Origin of the sequence: Thermosipho sp. 1244 (assembly GCF_018588215.1) — a bacterium.
GTDB lineage: Bacteria > Thermotogota > Thermotogae > Thermotogales > Fervidobacteriaceae > Thermosipho > Thermosipho affectus.
The window spans coordinates 16,568-34,016 of sequence record NZ_LNGA01000015.1 but is presented as its reverse complement, the minus strand read 5'-3'; the positions used below and the strand labels follow the sequence as shown (position 1 = coordinate 34,016).

Sequence of the window (17,449 nt, the reverse complement as noted above, 5' to 3'; positions counted from 1 at the left end):
TTACATATAAAGTTTTTGTAAAGATAAAAACAATCCCTTTGGGGATTGTTTTTTTAATTTAATAGGTAAAACAGAGGAGTTGATTATTTTTCTTTTGTTAATTTAAAATGTATAAAGAAGATGAATAAAGATATAGAGATATAATAAATAACACTTATATAATTTCTTGGAAAAAGTGTAAATGTGTAGGCAAGTAAATAAGAAATCCCTAAAAAGGCACTACCCATTTTTTCATGTAGGATATGATGAAGGTGTTTTCTATCTGCAATAAAGGGGTTTCCTTTAGATAAAATTCGCCTTGTAAAACTTGCGACAACTTCGTAGAAGGGATATCCAAAGAATATAGTCAAAAATACCATTTCATTTTCCATTTTCAATATAGAAGAAAGAAGTAAATACCCTGTAATTAGTACACCGCTTTCTCCCATAAAGAGTTTTCCATAGAAGTTAAAAATGAATATAGGTAAATACATTAAAGATATATCAAATTTTCCAATTGTTGAAAAGTATATAATGGAGACTCCTGTTGAAAGTCCATTGAATCCGTCTATCATGTTGATTCCATTAAAAAACGCAACGATCCAGACAATTGCAAATATGTCAGTGAATATATTTTGATACCCAAATAAGGTTAATTTATGTTTCCATACAAAGTACGCAGCTATTAAAAATTCAAATACAAATTTTTGTTTATAGGATAATTTTATCATATCGTCTAATATTCCAAAAAGAAGGAGCAATAAAAGAATAAATATTGAATTTTTGGAATATATCACAAGTAGAATAAACAAAATTATTCCGCCAATTTGTGGAGTGGGAAGTGTATGATTTTTTCTTTGAGTTGGATAGTCCATAAAAAGGTTGAACTTTTTGGATATTATTAATACAAGTATTGTTACAAGAAAGTATATGATTATATTCAACTTTTCACCAGCCTAATATTGTAAGCGCTATTATTAGATTTATTGCGGAAAATACCCCTACTATCTTTTCTTCTTTCCATCCCAGCAATTCAAAATGGTGGTGTATAGGTGACATCTTAAAAATTCTTTTTTTGAAAATTTTAAAAGATGTTACCTGGAGGATAACACTTATAGTTTCTATTATGAATATACTTGATGAAAATATAAGTTCTTTTTCCAAACCGTGTAACATGGCAAATGTTGCAATAAATGCACCAAGTGAAAGAGAACCTGTATCACCCATGAAAATTTTTGCTGGTCTGGTATTGAATAACAAGAATGCTAATACTGTGGAAATCAAAAAAACAGTTGAAAAATCTTTTGCATATATTGAAAGTGGTATGATGGAAGTAATCCAAACCCATCCAGCAAGTCCATCAATTCCATCGGTTAAATTTACGGCGTTTGAAGCACCGGTGATTGTAAATATCCAAAATGCGTAATACGTCATTTTTGAAACGTTTAAGCCAAATATTGTAGAATTTGTTGAATATGAAATGATTAATATGGAGAACATTATTTGTAAAAATAATTTTTGATAAGCTCTAAGTCCCAATGCCTGTTTTTTTAAGATACTAGATATATCATCTAGAAATCCAATAAATCCAAATAATATTAAAGAGAGTATAAGCGGGAAGGTGATATTGTATATAATTCCAAATATTACAGCAATACTTACAAAAATTATTCCACCAGCTGTTGGGGTACCTGTTTTGTAATTGTGAAGATCTGGGCCTTCTTCTCTTATATATTGTCCTAATTTTACTTTTCTCATAAATTTGATGTATAGATAAGTCGAGAATGCAGATATAGAAAAAGATAAAATATGCAGTACAATCACTCCTCTATGAGTTTTTCTATAAAAAATATGGATAGCATAAAGTGGAGTAACTCTTCTGTATTAAGGCATTTTTTGAATATAAAGATGCCTTTTTCCCCATTTAGATTTAATAAATATCTGTGAAAATCTTTTGAAGATTTGTAATCTATAACAAAATAATCGCCATCTGTGATGGATATCTTGTATTCTTTATCTAGTTTAATTTTTATAATCTTTCCGTCTTTTTCTATAGTACAATCCACGGGAATGTTGATAAATGATTTATTGTCTTTCTTTACAATTTCTACATCTATTCCCAAAAAGTTTTTTAAAAGTGATATATTTACGTTTTTTAAGCAAATCATTTGAATGTCTTTTCCCCTTTGTTGATCTTTTTATAGATAATATCTATTGTAACATCCCTGTCTTTAAACGGTACTTTGTAATTTTCGTTGAACACTTGGTATGGTTCGTGCCCACGCCCTGCAATTAAAATTACATCTCCCCTATTTGCGAGTGTAATTGCCGTATCAATTGCTTCTTTTCTATCGATTATTGATAGGCTTAAACTTCCAGGAACAATTCCCATTTCAATGTCTTTTATAATTTCTTCTGGATCTTCTCCACGTGGATCATCTGTGGTGATTATGGAAATATCTGAATATTTTGAGACTATCTTTCCCATAATAGGTCTTTTTCCAATATCGGATTGTCCACCTGCGCCAAATACCGTTATAATTCTTCCTTTGGTAATTTTTCTAAGTGATAATATGACTTTTTCCAAGGCATCAGGGGTATGTGCAAAATCTATTACAATTTCTATTCCCAATTTTTTTGCTTCTGAGATTACTTCAAGACGTCCGTCTACACCTCTAAATGTGGAAATGGAGGATATTACTTCATCTATGTCATAACCTATTTCAGATAGAGCTGCAATCACAAGTGTTATGTTAAATGCGTTAAAATCTCCTAAGAGTTGTGAGGCTACCTTTTTTTCCCCATACGGTGTTTCTAATCTAAAGTAAATCCCAGACCAGTTTGAATTTATTTCGTGAATTACATAATCTGAGTCGTTATCGATGCCAAAAGTGATAATTTTAATGTTTTTATTTGGTATATCTTTTAATAATTCATGGTTTATAACCGCAACACCATTTGGTTTTAAAAGGTTTAATATATGTAGTTTTGCCTTTTTGTAATTTTCAAATGTTTGGTGAAAATCAAGATGATCTCTTGTTATATTTGTAATTCCCACTATATCATACTTTATACTTTCTACTCTATATTGTGAAAGAGCATGAGAGGAAACCTCCATTGCATAGTACTTTCCGTTTTCACGGACGGTTTTGTACATATTCTTTGTTATTTCGATAGCCCCTGGTGTGGTGTTATGATGGTAAAATTTGTCTCCCATAATATCGTTCATAACGGTACCACTTATACTTCCTTTTATACCAAGTTCATGCATTATGTGGTGAAATAGATGTACAGTTGTTGTTTTACCATTAGTGCCGGTCACTCCAAAAGTTATTAATTTTTCATATGGCTTGTTGAAAAAAATATCTGAGATTATCGATTCTGCTATTCTTGAATCAACAACCAAAATATAAGGATAGTCTTTGATCTCTTCTTCAACAACAAAAACTTTTGCCCCTTTTTCTGAGATGTCATCTACTAATTTGTGAGAATCAAAGTTAAATCCTTTTCTACAAATAAAGAGTGAGTTTTCTTTAATATCTTTTGAATTTGAAGAAATATAATCAAATTCCATATCCTCATCACAATTTACCTTTAAGACAACAGAATTGAGTGCTTTTAAAATCTCCTTTATTTTCAAAAAAAATCACTCCCTTGATAAGGGTTCTTGTAAAAATTATATAACATATTTTTAAAAATTTCAATATTAAAAAACACGACTGATAAATGTTTCTATGTCTTTTAATTTTACGTCTATACCAGGTTGAATGTCTGGAGTGTTTTTTCCGTGAAAATCTGATCCAGCAGTTTTTACAAGGCCATATTTTTGAGAGAGTTTTTCGTATGTTTGGATCATGATGTTTGTGTGTTTTGAATAGTATACTTCTAATCCATCTAGTCCTAAAGAAACGAGTTTTTTAATTAAAGATTCTAATTTTTCATTGTCTGTTGTAGTTTGATATGGGTGTGCAAGTATTGCTATTCCATTTGCTTCTTTTATTATTTTGATAGCTTCATCCATATTTAAGCGTTTTTTATTTTCGTAGAGAGGTTTACCTTTTTTTAGATATTTTTCAAAAGCTTCTTTTAGACTGTTGACATATCCTTTTTTTACCATAAGGCTTGCAAAGTGTGGTCTTCCAATAAGAGTTCCATTTGCTTCTTTTAACGCTTCTTCAAAGGTTATATTAAAACCCATTTTTTGCATTTTTTCAATTATAATTTTATTCCTATCTAATCGATACTTTTTTAACATTTCAAGGGTATCGATTAATTTTTTGTTATTCAAATCTATTCCATATCCTAAAATATGAAGGGTGGATTGGTATTCTACACTTATTTCCAAACCTGGAACAAAATTTTCTTTGGAGATTTTTTTAATACCGTCAATGGTGTCGTGATCTGTTATGGAAAAATATTCTATGTTTCTTTCTTCTACAATTTTGACTAGAGATTCTGGAGAAAATGTACCATCAGATGCAGTGGTATGCATGTGAAAATCTACTAACAAAATTTACCCTCCCTTGTAGTTATCTAGTGCGTTTAAAAGTAAGTTATAATCGTAAAAATTCAACCAGATTCCTTGATATCTTCTTATATTATACTCCTTTTGAATGGGTACGAAAAGGGCATGGTATATCTTTTGTACGTGTTTCTTTTTTAGATGGATTCTTAATCCTTCTGGAAGAATTGCCAGTAATACGTCAAGATTTAAAACATTAAAAAGTCCATCTATAAATGCGTAAAATTCATCGTGGGTTTCAAATTGTGTGATGCATATCTTTAAATTGTTTCTGTTTAAAAATTTTGCGTTTTTAATAGAAGATATAAAGTTTTCTTGTGAAATTTCTTTTTGATATATTATTTCGTATAAATCTTCAAATTTTTTGTTTCCCAAAAATTTTGAAAAGTACAAAAATTCGTTTTTTCTTGCTGTTCTAAACATTGCAGTGTCCGTATAAAGTGCAATTGCAAAGGAAAAGAGTATGGTTTCATCTAGTTCTATTCCAAGTTCTGTAGAAAGATTGTATAGATTTATAACATTTGCACTGGAGGTAATCGAATAACTAAAAAGTGCATTTTGAAAAAATTTACGGTCTCTTTTGTTATGATGATCAAATATGACATAAGGTTTTGAAAGATTTATATCTAAGTCTTCTCTTTTGTCTGTATCGTATACAAAAATATAATCAAAATTATCTAGTGTTTTGAAAGAAAGATTTAGATATTTTAACAGTCCATATGCACTACGCAATTCATATGGTGGGATGTAGTAGCTACCGCCAAATACTTTTAACCCCCAGTATACAGATGCAATTCCATCACAATCTGCCATTTTGTGTGTAGTGTGTAATATTTTTTTTGATTTAAAGTAAAGTAAATCCAAAGTATTCACCCCCCTTAAAAAATTATATCATCTATGATAAAATATAATTTGAAAAAATGTCTGGGAGGGAAATATATGAAAAAATTATTAATTTTAGCTATAGTTATAGCTAGTATCTTTGTTTTAGCCTATACTGTAAGACCAGGAGATGTTTTAAATATAGTTGTCTTTGAACATCCAGAATTTCCAATGCAGGTTACTGTTTCTGTTGATGGAACTATTTCATATCCATTTGTTGGACAGGTAAATGTTGTGGGAAAAACCACTAATGAAATAGCAGAGATTATAAAGGATTCCATAAAAAAAATTATAAAAAATCCAATAGTATCGGTATATATAGAAAAATATGCACCTATGTATGTTTACGTACAAGGTGCGTTAAACGTTGCATTTGATATTTCAATTGATCCTGAAATGACCCTTTCAAAACTTGTTTCATTTTTGAATTTATCTACAAATACCAGTGTTGATTTCTCAAATGTAAAGATAAAAAGGGGAAAAGAAATTTTTAATGTGGATCTTGAATCTTATTACAATGGTGCAAACTTTGATGTAGATGTATTACTAAAAGAAGGGGATATCATATATATCCCGAAACAAAAGAGTAAAGTGGCTTATATCGTTGGGCCTGTAAAAGAACCTGGAGAATTTTCTTTTTCAGATACAGAGGATATCACTTTGTCCCTTTTAATTGCAAAGGCGGGTGGAGTAATCGATGAAAAAAAGAAGTACATAAAAGAAGTTGAGGTTATTGAAGATGAAATTTCTAGAATTTATCCACCAGATATATTAGAAAAAGATTTATCCCTTAAAAGGGGTGCAGTTGTCAATATAAAGACATACTCAGAATTTTATGTTTATTCAGAAGGACAAAAGATTGAATTTTTACCAGATGAGCCAAAAACACTAAAGATGTTACTTGCAAAAAAGCCCACTAGAATAGATAGACAAGAATTGATAAACGATGGTTTTGCAATCATAAACGGGAAAATTAAGGTAAAGTTAAGTGATGATATAGATAAAATAAGTTTAAGCTGCGGAGATGTAGTAGATTTAATATATACCCCTTTTACGGTTAACGTTGTGGGGTATAAGGGAGGAGTAATTACTTTAACTTCTAAAGAACCAAGAACTTTATCTTATTTGGTAAAAAAATTGGGAATAGATAATATGGAAAGTATTTTAGACATTTACGTTGTTGGAGATAAAGAATACAAAATAGAGGATTTAATTTTAAATAAGATTGATAAGGTTTTAGAGAAAAACGATACAGTTGTTATAAAATCTTTGGCGGAGAATGCCGTTTATCTTGTAGGAGATGTTTCAAGATATGTTGTATTTCCGTATTCTGAAAAGATTACCCTCCACAAGGTTTTAGCAAAAGCAGGTGTTTCTAATTTAAAAAGAATTGAGAAAATAAAATTAAATGGGAAAATTTTGGATACTAGTAAAGATGAAGTAATAGAGAGCGGTGCAATATTAAACGTTATTTTGAAAAAACCAATATACGTCACAGCGATGGGGTATATAAGAAATAGAGGAACAGTTAAAATAGATTACACGGAATCTCCAGATTTAATTACCCTTTTTGGTAAATTAGGAGGTCTTTATTTAGGACCAAATTTATACTTTGTTTCTGATAAAGTTTATGTTGTTAGAAAAAGTAAAGTTTTTGCAGAGGTAGATGCAAGGGATGTATATGAAGGTAAAAAGAATATTGAGTTAGAAAACGGAGATTTTGTCTTTGTGACCGAAAAAGAAATAGGACATGTTTATGCGTTTGGATATGGTAAAAAAGATGGAATTGTAAAATTCAATAGTAGTGAGGAATTTGATTTAAAAACTTTGTTGGCAAAATTAGGAGGAATAGAAGAGGGAATTAGTAAGAAAATTACGATTTTATTTGATAATGAGGCAACTACTGTGAAATGGGATGAAAATGTGAAATTAAAAAGTGGTGCAACGGTTTTATTTGAAAAAGACACGGAAAATTATATTTACGTAATTGATGAGAATGGAAAACCAAACATGTTTTATGCTGTAAAACCTATTACTTTGTATGAATTAATTTCGAACTTTAATGTGAATAAAAACTTTAGATTGATAAAGATTTTAAATAAAGATGTTTCAATTGATGTAAACGATGTGGAAAAGGCATTGGGATACGTTGTAAAACCAGGAGATGTTGTGAAGATAGTTGATGCCCCACAAAATATTGCATACGTTTTGGGAGAAGTGAAAAATCCTGGGGTAATTTCCTTAAATGATGGAATGGATGTTTTAGAAGCCGTTATACGTGCGGGATACTTTACTGATAATGCTGCACCATCATCTGTGTTCTTGTACAAAGGAGGAGTAAACGGTACGGCAATAAAGGTAAACTTAAACGATGCAATAAAGAAAAATGGAAGTGTTCCAAAGGTTGAACCAGGAGATGTGGTTTATGTACCATCTGATCCGTTTAAAACAGCACTTGAATGGGTTCCTGTTATAAATAACCTTATAGGACTATACAACAACATTAAAACGATAAAATAAGGGAGGATAGAGCATGGAAAATCAAGTAGAAGAACTTACATTGTCCGATATTTTGCATATATTTGAAAAAAGACAATTTTGGTTTTGGACTATATTCATTTTAACCGTGATTGCAACAGGTGTTTATTTATTTTTTGCAACTCCAATTTATGAAGTTAGTGTGAAGATAAAAATTCCTGCAAAAAGTTCAGCTCCGTCCTTTTCATCGCTTAGTGGTGCTGCGGCTTTGATACTTGGTGGTGGTACAACGGCACCTGGGGTTTCAGATGAAATGGAATTGATAAAGAGTAGGAAAACACTTGAAAAGGTTATTAAAGAGTTAAATTTGATGGATTATTTTAAAAATAAGATTAAAGATGAAGATGAAAGAGAAAGGTTAACTTTAAATTCTGTTATCCACAAGTTACAAGAAGACATTGTTTCTGTGGAAATGGTAAAAGATACATCTTTTATTGAAATTAAAGTAAATCTTGATGATAAAGAGCTTGCATACAAACTTTCAAAGGCAATACTTGATGCGTATACTGAAGTTTCCAAAGAATTAAATAAAGACCAGGATGAATATATGGTAGAGTTTATTGAAAAACAGCTTCCAGAGACGGAAAAAGAACTAGAGGAAATAGAAAATAGATTAAAAGAATTTAAGAAACAAAAGTCCATATTACCATCCAAAGAAGCAGAACTTTTAATAGAGAGTTTTTCAGAGTTGGAAAGTAAATACTACTCTATGCAACTTGAGTACAAGTCCTTGAGTGTAAAACTGGAAAGTTTAAAGGGGGCTATTTCTCACTTTAAGGGACTTATAAGTAAACTTGATTATATTCCAAATAGTCCAGTAATATCGAGTTTGAGGGAAAAACTTGTTGAATATCAAGTTGAGTATCAAGGGATGCTCCAAAGATACTCACCAGATTCGGTTGAAATTAAGGAATTAGAAGCAAGAATAAAGGAAGTTGAAAAAAGGATAAGAGAAGAAATTTATAGTATAGTAAAAAGTAGTTTCAATGCAGATGATCCGGTACTTTCAAGTGTTTATACGCAATTAATCGAGACGCAATCTATGCTAGAAGTTTCAAAAGCAAGTTTAAAAGCACTTGAGAAATTGCGAGCAGATTTGGAGAATCGTTTAAAGGGTTTACCGGATATAGAAGTTGAGTATATAAACCTTCAAAGGGACTATCAATTAAAACAAAATGCATACGTACTCTTAAAGACAAAATTAGAAGAGTTGAAGCTGTCAACCGCGGGTTTTAATTTTAGTGCACCTGTGGTTGTGGATGAGCCGTTTATACCGGATAATCCTGTAAAACCAAATAAAAAGTTAACTTTAGCCATTGGTGGAGTTTTAGGAATTTTTCTAGGAATATTGTTCGTCTTTATCGTAGAATCTTCTGATAAGAAGGTAAGAGATTGGTTTGATGTGGAAAAATTAATAGGAAAAACTCCCGTTCTTTTAGAAAAACCAGATGTGAAACTTTCAGTCTTTAAAGCGCCTGGTTCTAGGTACACCAATGTGATTGAAAAAATTGGTATGAAACTAATTAGTGAGAGTAATCCTAAAGTTTTTGGGGTTACATCATCTGGAACTTTTGAGGAAAAAGATATATTCGTTGCAAATATTGCGGGATTTTTATCGAAAAATTCCAAAAAGACTTTAATTTTGGATTTTTCAAATACCATGTTCAAAGTGTTTGATATAAATAGTGGAAAGAGTTTAGTTGAATACATGAAAGCTCCGGAGAATATTCAAAGTGTAGAAAAAAATCTTTATTTGCTTATAAAGGGAAAAGAAAATGTAAATGATATTTTGTTATCAAAAGAGTTTGAAAGTTTAATTGAGAAATTTAAAGAAACCTTTGATTATATAGTTATAAATCTTCCAGAAGCAAGCTCTCCAAATATACCTTTATTAAAGAAACTTTGTGAGGAAACTTTGCTTATCTTAAAATCAAAAGTTAGTGAGAAAGAAAGGTTTTTGGAAGCGTTAAAAGAAATAAAGACGGAATATGTAATACTCAGTGAATAAAAATAAGCCCGATTTTCGGGCTTTTTTTGTGTGATAAAATAAATAATGCGAAAAATACAAATGATTGAAAAATTTTTCGGGGGTGAAATTTTGAATTGTGCGCTTATAATGGCTGGTGGAAAGGGAGAAAGATTTTGGCCTTATTCAACAGATGAAAGACCAAAACAATTTATAAACCTTTTTGGAAAAAGAACTATGATCCAACAGACTGTGGAAAGATTGGAAGGATTTATTCCAAATGAGCAAATTTTTATTGTTACGGGAGAAAGATATGTGAAACTTGTAAGAGAACAATTACCAAATATACCGGAAAGGAATATCATAATAGAACCTGAAGGGAGAAATACTGCGCCTTGTATAGCGTTGTCTGCTTTTTACATAAAAAAAATTTATGGGAATGTCAACCTTGCTGTTTTTCCCGCTGATCATTTGGTTAGAAGAGTGGATGATTTTAAAAAAACGTTATCCCATGCCTTTGAGTTTGTAGATTTAAACGAAGATGCTATAGTTACTTTAGGGATAAAACCAAATAGACCGGAAACGGGATATGGCTACATAAAATTTATAGGAAAAGAATTAAAGATTAATGAAACTATTTTAAAGGTAGATAGGTTTGTTGAAAAACCAGATAAAGAAACAGCAAAGAAATATATAGAAGAGGGCAATTATCTTTGGAATGCAGGGATTTTTATTTGGAAAATAGATACCATATTGAAAAATACAAAGGTATTTTTGCAGAATACGTATAATGTATTAAGTAAAGTTTTTGAAGATGAAAATTTTAAAGATAAACTAAGAAAACTCTATGGTAAAGTAGATAAGATTTCTGTTGATTTTGGTATTATGGAGAAAGCGGAGAATATTTATGTGATTCCATCAGAATTTGGATGGGACGATGTAGGAAGTTGGATTGCGGTTGAAAGATACAGTAAAAAAGATGAGAATGGAAATGTTGTGGGTGAAAATACATACTATTTTGGTTCGAAGGGAAATATAGTAAAGAGTAAAAAGAAAACCATATTAAACGATGTAGAAGATTTAGTTGTCATTGAAACAGATGAGTATATAATAGTTTCAAAAAAAGAAAGTGTTCAAAAGTTGAAAGAAATAAAAGGTTACCTACGTAAGTAGGTAACTTTTTTTTTAGATTAAGTTTATGTTAAAATAAAAATGAGAGAAAAAGGGGGGAGAAAATGTTTCAAAAACAACCTATGATGAGAAGGATGCTTTATGCTTTGATTCCCATATATGTGTATGCTTTTTTATTCTATGGTTTTCGTCTAATATTTTTAAGTGTTTTTGTATTTATTTTTGGGGTATTAACAGAATATCTTTTTGAAAAGAGAAAAGGCAAGAAGGTTACGGAAGCAGTTCTTGTAAGTTGTATGTTGTATACATTATCCCTTCCCCCAAATATATCGTGGTGGATGGCAGTTGTTGGAATAGTTTTTGGAGTTGCCATTGCAAAAGAGGTTTATGGAGGCTTTGGAAGGAATGTTTTTAATCCAGCTATAACGGGAAGGTTGTTTATATATATAACATTTCCATCGTATATGACAAGTGGATGGATGCTACCAAGATTTGGTTTTTTTGGTAGCGATGTAGTTGCTTCTGCAACACCTTTGGAGATATTGAGATCAGGTGGTGCAGTTAATTTAAAAGATTTATTTTTTGGATTTAGGGCAGGTTCATTTGGCGAAGGAGCCATATTTCTTATTATCTTAGGTGCTGTATATCTTGTTGTAACAAAGACTGCCAGTTTTAGGATAATGCTTTCAACATTTATGAGTGCATCGGCACTTATCCTCGTCTTTGATTTGTTTTTGGGAAAGATGGATTTTTTGCCTGCTATATTGTCTGGAAGTTTAGTATTTGTTTCTGTGTTTATTGCAACGGATCCAGTTACTGCTCCTAAAAATAAAAAGGCACAGCTAATATATGGAGTTATAATTGGTGCTTCTATAGCAGTTATAAGGTCTTTTTCGTTGTTTTCTGAGGGTACAAGTTTTGCCATTTTGCTGGGAAATACCTTTGCACCCCTTCTTGATTTTTTAACAAAGAAGGTGAAAAAATGAAAACGGAAAATAAATTTTACGTTATCTTGTTTACTTTTACTATAACTTTCGTTTTTGTGGTTATTCTTTCTTATATAAATTCCCTTACTTATGATAAAGTTTTGGAAAATCGTGAATATTTTAAGGTAAGAGCTATACTAAACGCCATGAGGATTGATTTTAGTGACAAAATGGATGCCATTGAAAAGTTTAAAAAGTATGTAAAAAAAATAAACATTGGGGGGAAAGATTTTTATGTTTCAAATGTAGACGAAAAGGTGTATGCTTATGTTTTTTCTGGAAATGGATTATGGGGGACAATTACAGGTGTTATTGCACTAAACAAAAATTTAGATAGAATTGTGGGTGTTGATATTATATCTCAAAATGAAACACCAGGTCTTGGTGGAAGAATAGAAGAGGATTGGTTCAAAGAGCAATTTAGAGGAGAAAAAGTAGATAAAGAGATAGGAATTAAAAAATCTGAGAAATTAGGAGATAGTAATAAGGAAAACTACTCTGTTGATGCAATTACAGGTGCAACCCTAACCTCGAAATTTTTCGTAAAGATTATAAATAACACGATTAGTGAAATGAGAAAAGTGCTAAGAGGTGATACGTATGAATAAGTATAAGGAAATATTCTTTAAAAATGTGTGGTATGAGAATCCTGTTTTTTTACTTGTTTTGGGGATATGTTCTACTCTTGCAGTAACTAATAATCTAAAAAATACATTGATTATGACGATTGGTGTTTTACTTGTTACGGGTTTTTCAAATTTAACAGTGTCATTGCTAAAATCTTTTATTCCTGGAAAAGTGAGGATGATAATTCAAGTTTTGATAATTTCTTTTTACGTTATAATAGTGGATATTGTTCTTAGGGCATATTTGCCAGATGTGAGTAAAGCCTTAGGCCCATATGTTGGATTAATTATAACTAATTGTATTATTATGGGAAGAGCGGAAGCTTTTGCACAATCGAATTCTCCCCTTTTATCGTTTTGGGACGGTGTTACAAGCGGCTTGGGATATATGTTGGTTTTAATGGTGATAGCGTTTTTTAGAGAACTTCTTGGCTTTGGTACAGTGTTTGGATATAGGATAATGCCAGAGGGATTTGTCAATTGGACGATTATGGTTATGCCGCCTAGTGCGTTTTTCATGTTGGCATTCTTTATTTGGATTGTAAAGGGAAGGGGGAATAATAATGCCTGATATTAACCCACTTGTATTATTTTTTGCTTCAATTTTTACAAGTAATATTCTTCTTTCAAATTTCCTTGGTATGTGTTCTTTTATATCTATCTCAAAGTCTTTAAAATCGTCAAATGGCCTTGGTATGGCAGTTACAATGGTTATGACTGTAACAACTGTTTTGAATTGGGTTGTTGAGAAATATATTATTGTACCATTTCAAATAGAGTATTTAAGGTATATTATATACATAATAGTAATAGCAGCGGTGGTGCAAATACTTGAAATGGTAATAGATAGGGTTTCACCGAATTTGTATATAAGTTTAGGTATATTTTTGCCACTAATTACGGTAAATTGCGCAATTTTGGGTGTTGCTCTGTTTATGCAACTTAGGAATTATTCTCTTATTCAATCTGTTTTCTTTGGTTTTGGTTCTGGGATAGGGTGGTGGATTGCCATTGTTTTACTCGCGGCGATTAGGGCAAAGGTGGATAAATCGCCTGTACCTGCCCCCTTAAAAGGTGTTGGAATTACTTTGATAACTATTGGAATAATGGCAATGGCTTTTATAGGTTTTGCCGGGATGATAAATGTTCAATAGAGGTGATAGTATGAATGTGTTGCTTGCTCCTTTGATAGTAGGCCTTATATCTGCTGTGCTTTCTGCGATGATAGTTGTAGTGGATTCAATTGTGAATAATTATGGAGAAGTTGAAATTAATATCAACAACGGTAAAAAAACATTAAAAGTTCAAGGCGGAAGACCTCTTTTATTTACACTTGCATCTGAAAATATCTTTATTCCTTCAGCATGTGGAGGACGAGGAAGTTGCGGGGCTTGTAAGGTTAAAGTATTAAGTGATGTCGGAGAATATCTTCCCACAGAACTTCCGTATATGTCAAAAGAGGAAATTGCGCAAAATATAAGGTTATCTTGTCAGATAAAAGTAAAGAAAAATTTAAAAATTGAACTTCCAGAAGAATTATTTAATGTGAAGAAATTTAAAGGGACGGTTATCTCACTTAAAAATGTAACACATGATATAAAGGAGGTTAAGTTAAAGCTTTCGGAAGAAATAAACTTTAAAGCAGGACAATATGTTCAATTGGTAATTCCACCGTATGATAAAATAAAACAACCTACACAAAGGGCATATTCAATTGCTTCAACTCCTAGTAAAAAAGATGAGATAGAGTTGTTAATTAGATTAGTACCAGGTGGTATCGCAACAACGTATGTTCATAATTATTTAAAGGAAGGAGATGTATTAGAGGTAATAGGTCCATTTGGGGAATTTTACATGAGGGATACAAAAAAGGATATGATATGTGTTGCAGGTGGTTCTGGTATGGCTCCAATAAAGTCTATTATTTTTGATATGTATGAGAAAAATATTTTAGACAGAAATGTGTGGTATTTCTTTGGAGCAAGGACAGAAAAAGATCTGTTTTATGTGGAGTTGTTTAGAAAACTTGAAAAGGTGTGGGATAAATTTCATTTTATTCCTGCACTTTCTGAACCACAAAAAGATTGGGATGGAGAAGTTGGTCTTATAACGGATGTTATGGTAAAGTATTTGGAAACTGTGGTTGATAAGGAAACGGAAAAAGAAGGGTATTTATGTGGAAGCCCCGGTATGATAAATGCATGTGAGACTTTATTGAAAAAACATGGGATTAACGAGGTATATTACGATAAATTTGCATAAGGGGTTGAAAGTTATGAAAATGTCACCTGAAATGATTAGAGCCCAAGAGAACATGAAACCGGGCGTAATTACAGCTGATGGCTTTTTAGGAAATGATGATAGAAATATAGTGGATATTATAGCCGAAGATGAAAGGGAATTTGCAGAATTGGGAATGGATTTTGACAAGATTTCGAATATGATGAGTGAATTTTTAAATATTGGAGAAAAGGGATTGGGTGAACCTATCAAATACAAGAATTTTGAGATATTTGTATATGAAGCTAGAGGATTTATTCCTTGCCCATTTGAGGATGGAATTTTTAGGAAGAAGGTAGCTACTGTAAAAAATTTGAAAAATGGTGAAAAAATAATGTATAGTGAATTATCCATTCACCTTTTGGAAAAGCATCACTTTTTACAGGGAAAGGGTTCAAAATTTCGTTTGGAACCGAAAATTCTAAAGAAAGTCTTTTTGGGATAGTTTGTTGTATTCAAGTACTATTGTACCTTTTGAATTTAACACGTTGGTAGCGACTAACTTAAATGATGTTTTTGGAAAATTCAATTTTTGTGCATTTTCAAGTACAATGGGTTCGATTGTTATATATAGTTTATCTACAAATGGAAAAAAATCTTCAAACACCTTTTTTCCGCCTATAATCGCTGCAGAATGGATTTTTTGATTTTCTAAAAATTTTATAATTTTTTCTGGGGAGCCTTTAGTAAATATTATATTTTCTTTGTTTTCTTTTTTCTGAGTGGTAAGTATTATATTTAATCTATCTTTGAGAGGATGTCCTATACTTTCAAATGTTTTTCTTCCCATTATAACTGTTCCAATTTCTGTTGTAATCTTTCGAAAATGTTTTTTGTCTTCTTTTGAACCCCAATTTATTGGATCATAGTCTTTTGTGGAAAATCCACCAAAAATGTCTGTTACAACTATCATTGAAAGATGCATGTTTTCACCTCCAGTATTATATTATGGTATAATACAAAAAAGGGGAAATACCATGGGAGACTTACTTGTTAAATTATACAACTTAAACTTTGAAATTCAAATACCAAATGGAATATTGTTAAAAAGACCTATTGGTCCTGAGAAGATTTTTCTGGTTAATTGGATTGAGAAAAATTTTGGAAGATTATGGGCAAGTGAAGTAGATGTATCTTTTTCAAAAACACCTATTTCAATGTTTGTTGCCTATGAAAATAAAACTAACAAGGTTGTAGGTTTCTCTTGCTATGATACGACTTGTAGAGGTTTTTTGGGACCTATAGGTGTTTTAGAGGAGTACAGAGGAAAAGGTATAGGCAAAATATTACTTTTTAAAACTTTGGAAGATATGTATAGAGTGGGGTATGCATATGCAATAATTGGTGATGCAGGACCAGTGGATTATTACAAAAAAACTGTTGGAGCAATTGAAATTGAAGGTTCATCACCAGGAATATATAAAGATTTGCTGGGGATGTGAGGAGAGATATAATTGGTTTATATTGTTGTTGTTTCCTTATTTTTCGTATTTTTGATTTTTAAAGACTATTTTTATGTATGTTTTAAGCTATCTTGTTTTAACCTTAATTTAAAATTACAAATAAGAGATAGGTTTGTGTCAATACTTTACGAAATACTTCTAAAAGACATGAGAAATGAAAAAGAAAATTTGTACAACGTGTTTGAATATATAAAAAAGCTTCTTGGAGCAGATTCGTGGTCTTTTCTTTTTACACCGGAAAATAAGGAATGGAGGTTCTTGCTTTGGTCATCTACTTTGGATGAAAAACCTCTTGAAGTACTTGGAGAGTATTTCCAAAAACAATCACCGAATAACTTAAAAAAGATAATGCTTTCAAAAGAATACTTTTATATTGAGGATGTAATAGGGAAGAGTTATTGGGTAGAAGTGAAAGAAATTTCCGTAAAGTCATGGGTGGGAATACCTTTAGTCTATAACGGAAAGGTTTACGGTATCTTGAATATTGATTGGTATAAGTTAAGAAAAAAGAAAAGTACAGATGATATTATATTTAAATCGATTACGGAAAATTTGTCATTTATTTTGTACAATTATTTAAAATTACACGAAAAAGTAAACGATGTAAATAGGGATATTTTAACAAACTTGTACAGTAGAAAAGTACTTGATGATGTTTCGATTGAAAACTACACGCATATTTTGTTTATAGATTTAAATAAATTCAAAAATATAAACGATGCGTATGGTCATTTAATGGGGGATGAAGTGTTAAGGATAATTTCAGAAAGAATGAAAAGGACGATAAAAAATGGTGATTTGCTTATAAGATATGGAGGAGATGAGTTTGTTTTACTTATTAATTCTTCTGAAGAAGGTGTAAAGGTATTGGTTAAAAGATTAAAAGAACATATTTCAAAAAGGATAAACATTGGAAATAAAGATATATGTATAGGTGTGTCAATAGGAATTCAAAAAGTTGTAAGTGGAAAGTCATTGGATGAATTAATAAAACTTGCAGATGAGAAGATGTATGAAGATAAAAACAAAAAATTAAATTAGATTTTACTTTTGTATTCTCATAGAAACTTGACATA

Annotated in this window: 18 protein-coding genes; 11 read left to right on the top strand and 7 right to left on the bottom strand. The window is 31.0% G+C overall.

Annotation, left to right across the window (positions count from 1 at the left end):
- Positions 1-83 precede the first annotated feature (83 nt).
- The 6 genes from AS157_RS04100 to AS157_RS04075 all read right to left on the bottom strand — a co-directional run bounded on the left by AS157_RS04100 (position 84) and on the right by AS157_RS04075 (position 5,365).
- Complete coding sequence (locus AS157_RS04100) at positions 84-923, bottom strand: MraY family glycosyltransferase (protein WP_077289135.1); 840 nt, start codon at positions 921-923, stop codon at positions 84-86.
- Between the two features lie 4 nt (positions 924-927).
- Positions 928-1,794, bottom strand: coding sequence for a phospho-N-acetylmuramoyl-pentapeptide-transferase (mraY, locus tag AS157_RS04095; RefSeq protein WP_077289151.1), 867 nt, complete (start codon positions 1,792-1,794; stop codon positions 928-930).
- A 5-nt stretch (positions 1,795-1,799) separates the two neighbouring features.
- Positions 1,800-2,147, bottom strand: coding sequence for a hypothetical protein (locus AS157_RS04090; RefSeq protein ID WP_075665719.1), 348 nt, complete (start codon positions 2,145-2,147; stop codon positions 1,800-1,802).
- Positions 2,144-3,619 carry a UDP-N-acetylmuramoyl-L-alanyl-D-glutamate--2,6-diaminopimelate ligase gene (locus tag AS157_RS04085; RefSeq protein ID WP_077289134.1) on the bottom strand — a complete coding sequence of 492 codons (1,476 nt, stop codon included), beginning with the start codon at positions 3,617-3,619 and terminating at the stop codon, positions 2,144-2,146. The genes AS157_RS04090 and AS157_RS04085 overlap by 4 nt, the downstream gene beginning before the upstream one ends.
- Positions 3,620-3,685: 66 nt before the next feature.
- Positions 3,686-4,489, bottom strand: a complete 804-nt coding sequence (locus tag AS157_RS04080; RefSeq protein ID WP_077289133.1) for a PHP domain-containing protein — start codon at positions 4,487-4,489, stop codon at positions 3,686-3,688.
- Positions 4,490-4,492: 3 nt separating this feature from the next.
- Positions 4,493-5,365 carry a DHH family phosphoesterase gene (locus tag AS157_RS04075; RefSeq protein WP_143611755.1) on the bottom strand — a complete coding sequence of 291 codons (873 nt, stop codon included), beginning with the start codon at positions 5,363-5,365 and terminating at the stop codon, positions 4,493-4,495.
- Between the two features lie 75 nt (positions 5,366-5,440).
- Here AS157_RS04075 and AS157_RS04070 point away from each other — a divergent pair, with 75 nt between their 5' ends.
- The 9 genes from AS157_RS04070 to AS157_RS04030 all read left to right on the top strand — a co-directional run bounded on the left by AS157_RS04070 (position 5,441) and on the right by AS157_RS04030 (position 15,355).
- Positions 5,441-7,903, top strand: a complete 2,463-nt coding sequence (locus AS157_RS04070; RefSeq protein WP_077289131.1) for a polysaccharide biosynthesis/export family protein — start codon at positions 5,441-5,443, stop codon at positions 7,901-7,903.
- Between the two features lie 13 nt (positions 7,904-7,916).
- Positions 7,917-9,929, top strand: coding sequence for an exopolysaccharide transport family protein (locus AS157_RS04065; RefSeq protein ID WP_077289130.1), 2,013 nt, complete (start codon positions 7,917-7,919; stop codon positions 9,927-9,929).
- A gap of 90 nt (positions 9,930-10,019) precedes the next feature.
- Entirely contained in the window at positions 10,020-11,060 is a 1,041-nt protein-coding gene (locus AS157_RS04060) for a mannose-1-phosphate guanylyltransferase (protein ID WP_143611754.1), read from the top strand.
- A gap of 62 nt (positions 11,061-11,122) precedes the next feature.
- Positions 11,123-12,004 carry an RnfABCDGE type electron transport complex subunit D gene (locus AS157_RS04055; protein WP_214494971.1) on the top strand — a complete coding sequence of 294 codons (882 nt, stop codon included), beginning with the start codon at positions 11,123-11,125 and terminating at the stop codon, positions 12,002-12,004.
- Positions 12,001-12,612 carry an FMN-binding protein gene (locus tag AS157_RS04050; protein WP_077289127.1) on the top strand — a complete coding sequence of 204 codons (612 nt, stop codon included), beginning with the start codon at positions 12,001-12,003 and terminating at the stop codon, positions 12,610-12,612. The genes AS157_RS04055 and AS157_RS04050 overlap by 4 nt, the downstream gene beginning before the upstream one ends.
- A complete protein-coding gene (locus AS157_RS04045; protein WP_077289126.1) occupies positions 12,605-13,201 on the top strand; it encodes an NADH:ubiquinone reductase (Na(+)-transporting) subunit D in 597 nt (198 codons plus the stop codon). Before AS157_RS04050 ends, AS157_RS04045 begins: the two co-directional genes overlap by 8 nt.
- Entirely contained in the window at positions 13,194-13,784 is a 591-nt protein-coding gene (locus AS157_RS04040; RefSeq protein WP_214494970.1) for an Rnf-Nqr domain containing protein, read from the top strand. Before AS157_RS04045 ends, AS157_RS04040 begins: the two co-directional genes overlap by 8 nt.
- A gap of 10 nt (positions 13,785-13,794) precedes the next feature.
- Positions 13,795-14,892 (top strand): NADH:ubiquinone reductase (Na(+)-transporting) subunit F, encoded by a 1,098-nt coding sequence (locus AS157_RS04035; protein WP_077289124.1) that lies wholly within the window; start codon positions 13,795-13,797, stop codon positions 14,890-14,892.
- Positions 14,893-14,905: 13 nt separating this feature from the next.
- Positions 14,906-15,355, top strand: coding sequence for a hypothetical protein (locus tag AS157_RS04030; RefSeq protein WP_077289123.1), 450 nt, complete (start codon positions 14,906-14,908; stop codon positions 15,353-15,355).
- Here the strand turns inward: AS157_RS04030 and AS157_RS04025 are convergent.
- A complete protein-coding gene (locus AS157_RS04025) occupies positions 15,332-15,835 on the bottom strand; it encodes a dihydrofolate reductase (RefSeq protein ID WP_077289122.1) in 504 nt (167 codons plus the stop codon). The genes AS157_RS04030 and AS157_RS04025 overlap by 24 nt on opposite strands.
- A gap of 52 nt (positions 15,836-15,887) precedes the next feature.
- Between AS157_RS04025 and AS157_RS04020 the strand changes: the two genes are divergently transcribed.
- Together AS157_RS04020 and AS157_RS04015 are read left to right on the top strand one after the other, a co-directional pair.
- Positions 15,888-16,352, top strand: a complete 465-nt coding sequence (locus AS157_RS04020) for a GNAT family N-acetyltransferase (protein ID WP_077289121.1) — start codon at positions 15,888-15,890, stop codon at positions 16,350-16,352.
- Between the two features lie 12 nt (positions 16,353-16,364).
- Positions 16,365-17,414: a sensor domain-containing diguanylate cyclase gene (locus AS157_RS04015; RefSeq protein ID WP_077289120.1), complete on the top strand. Its 1,050-nt coding sequence runs from the start codon at positions 16,365-16,367 to the stop codon at positions 17,412-17,414.
- The last annotated feature ends 35 nt before the right edge of the window (positions 17,415-17,449 follow it).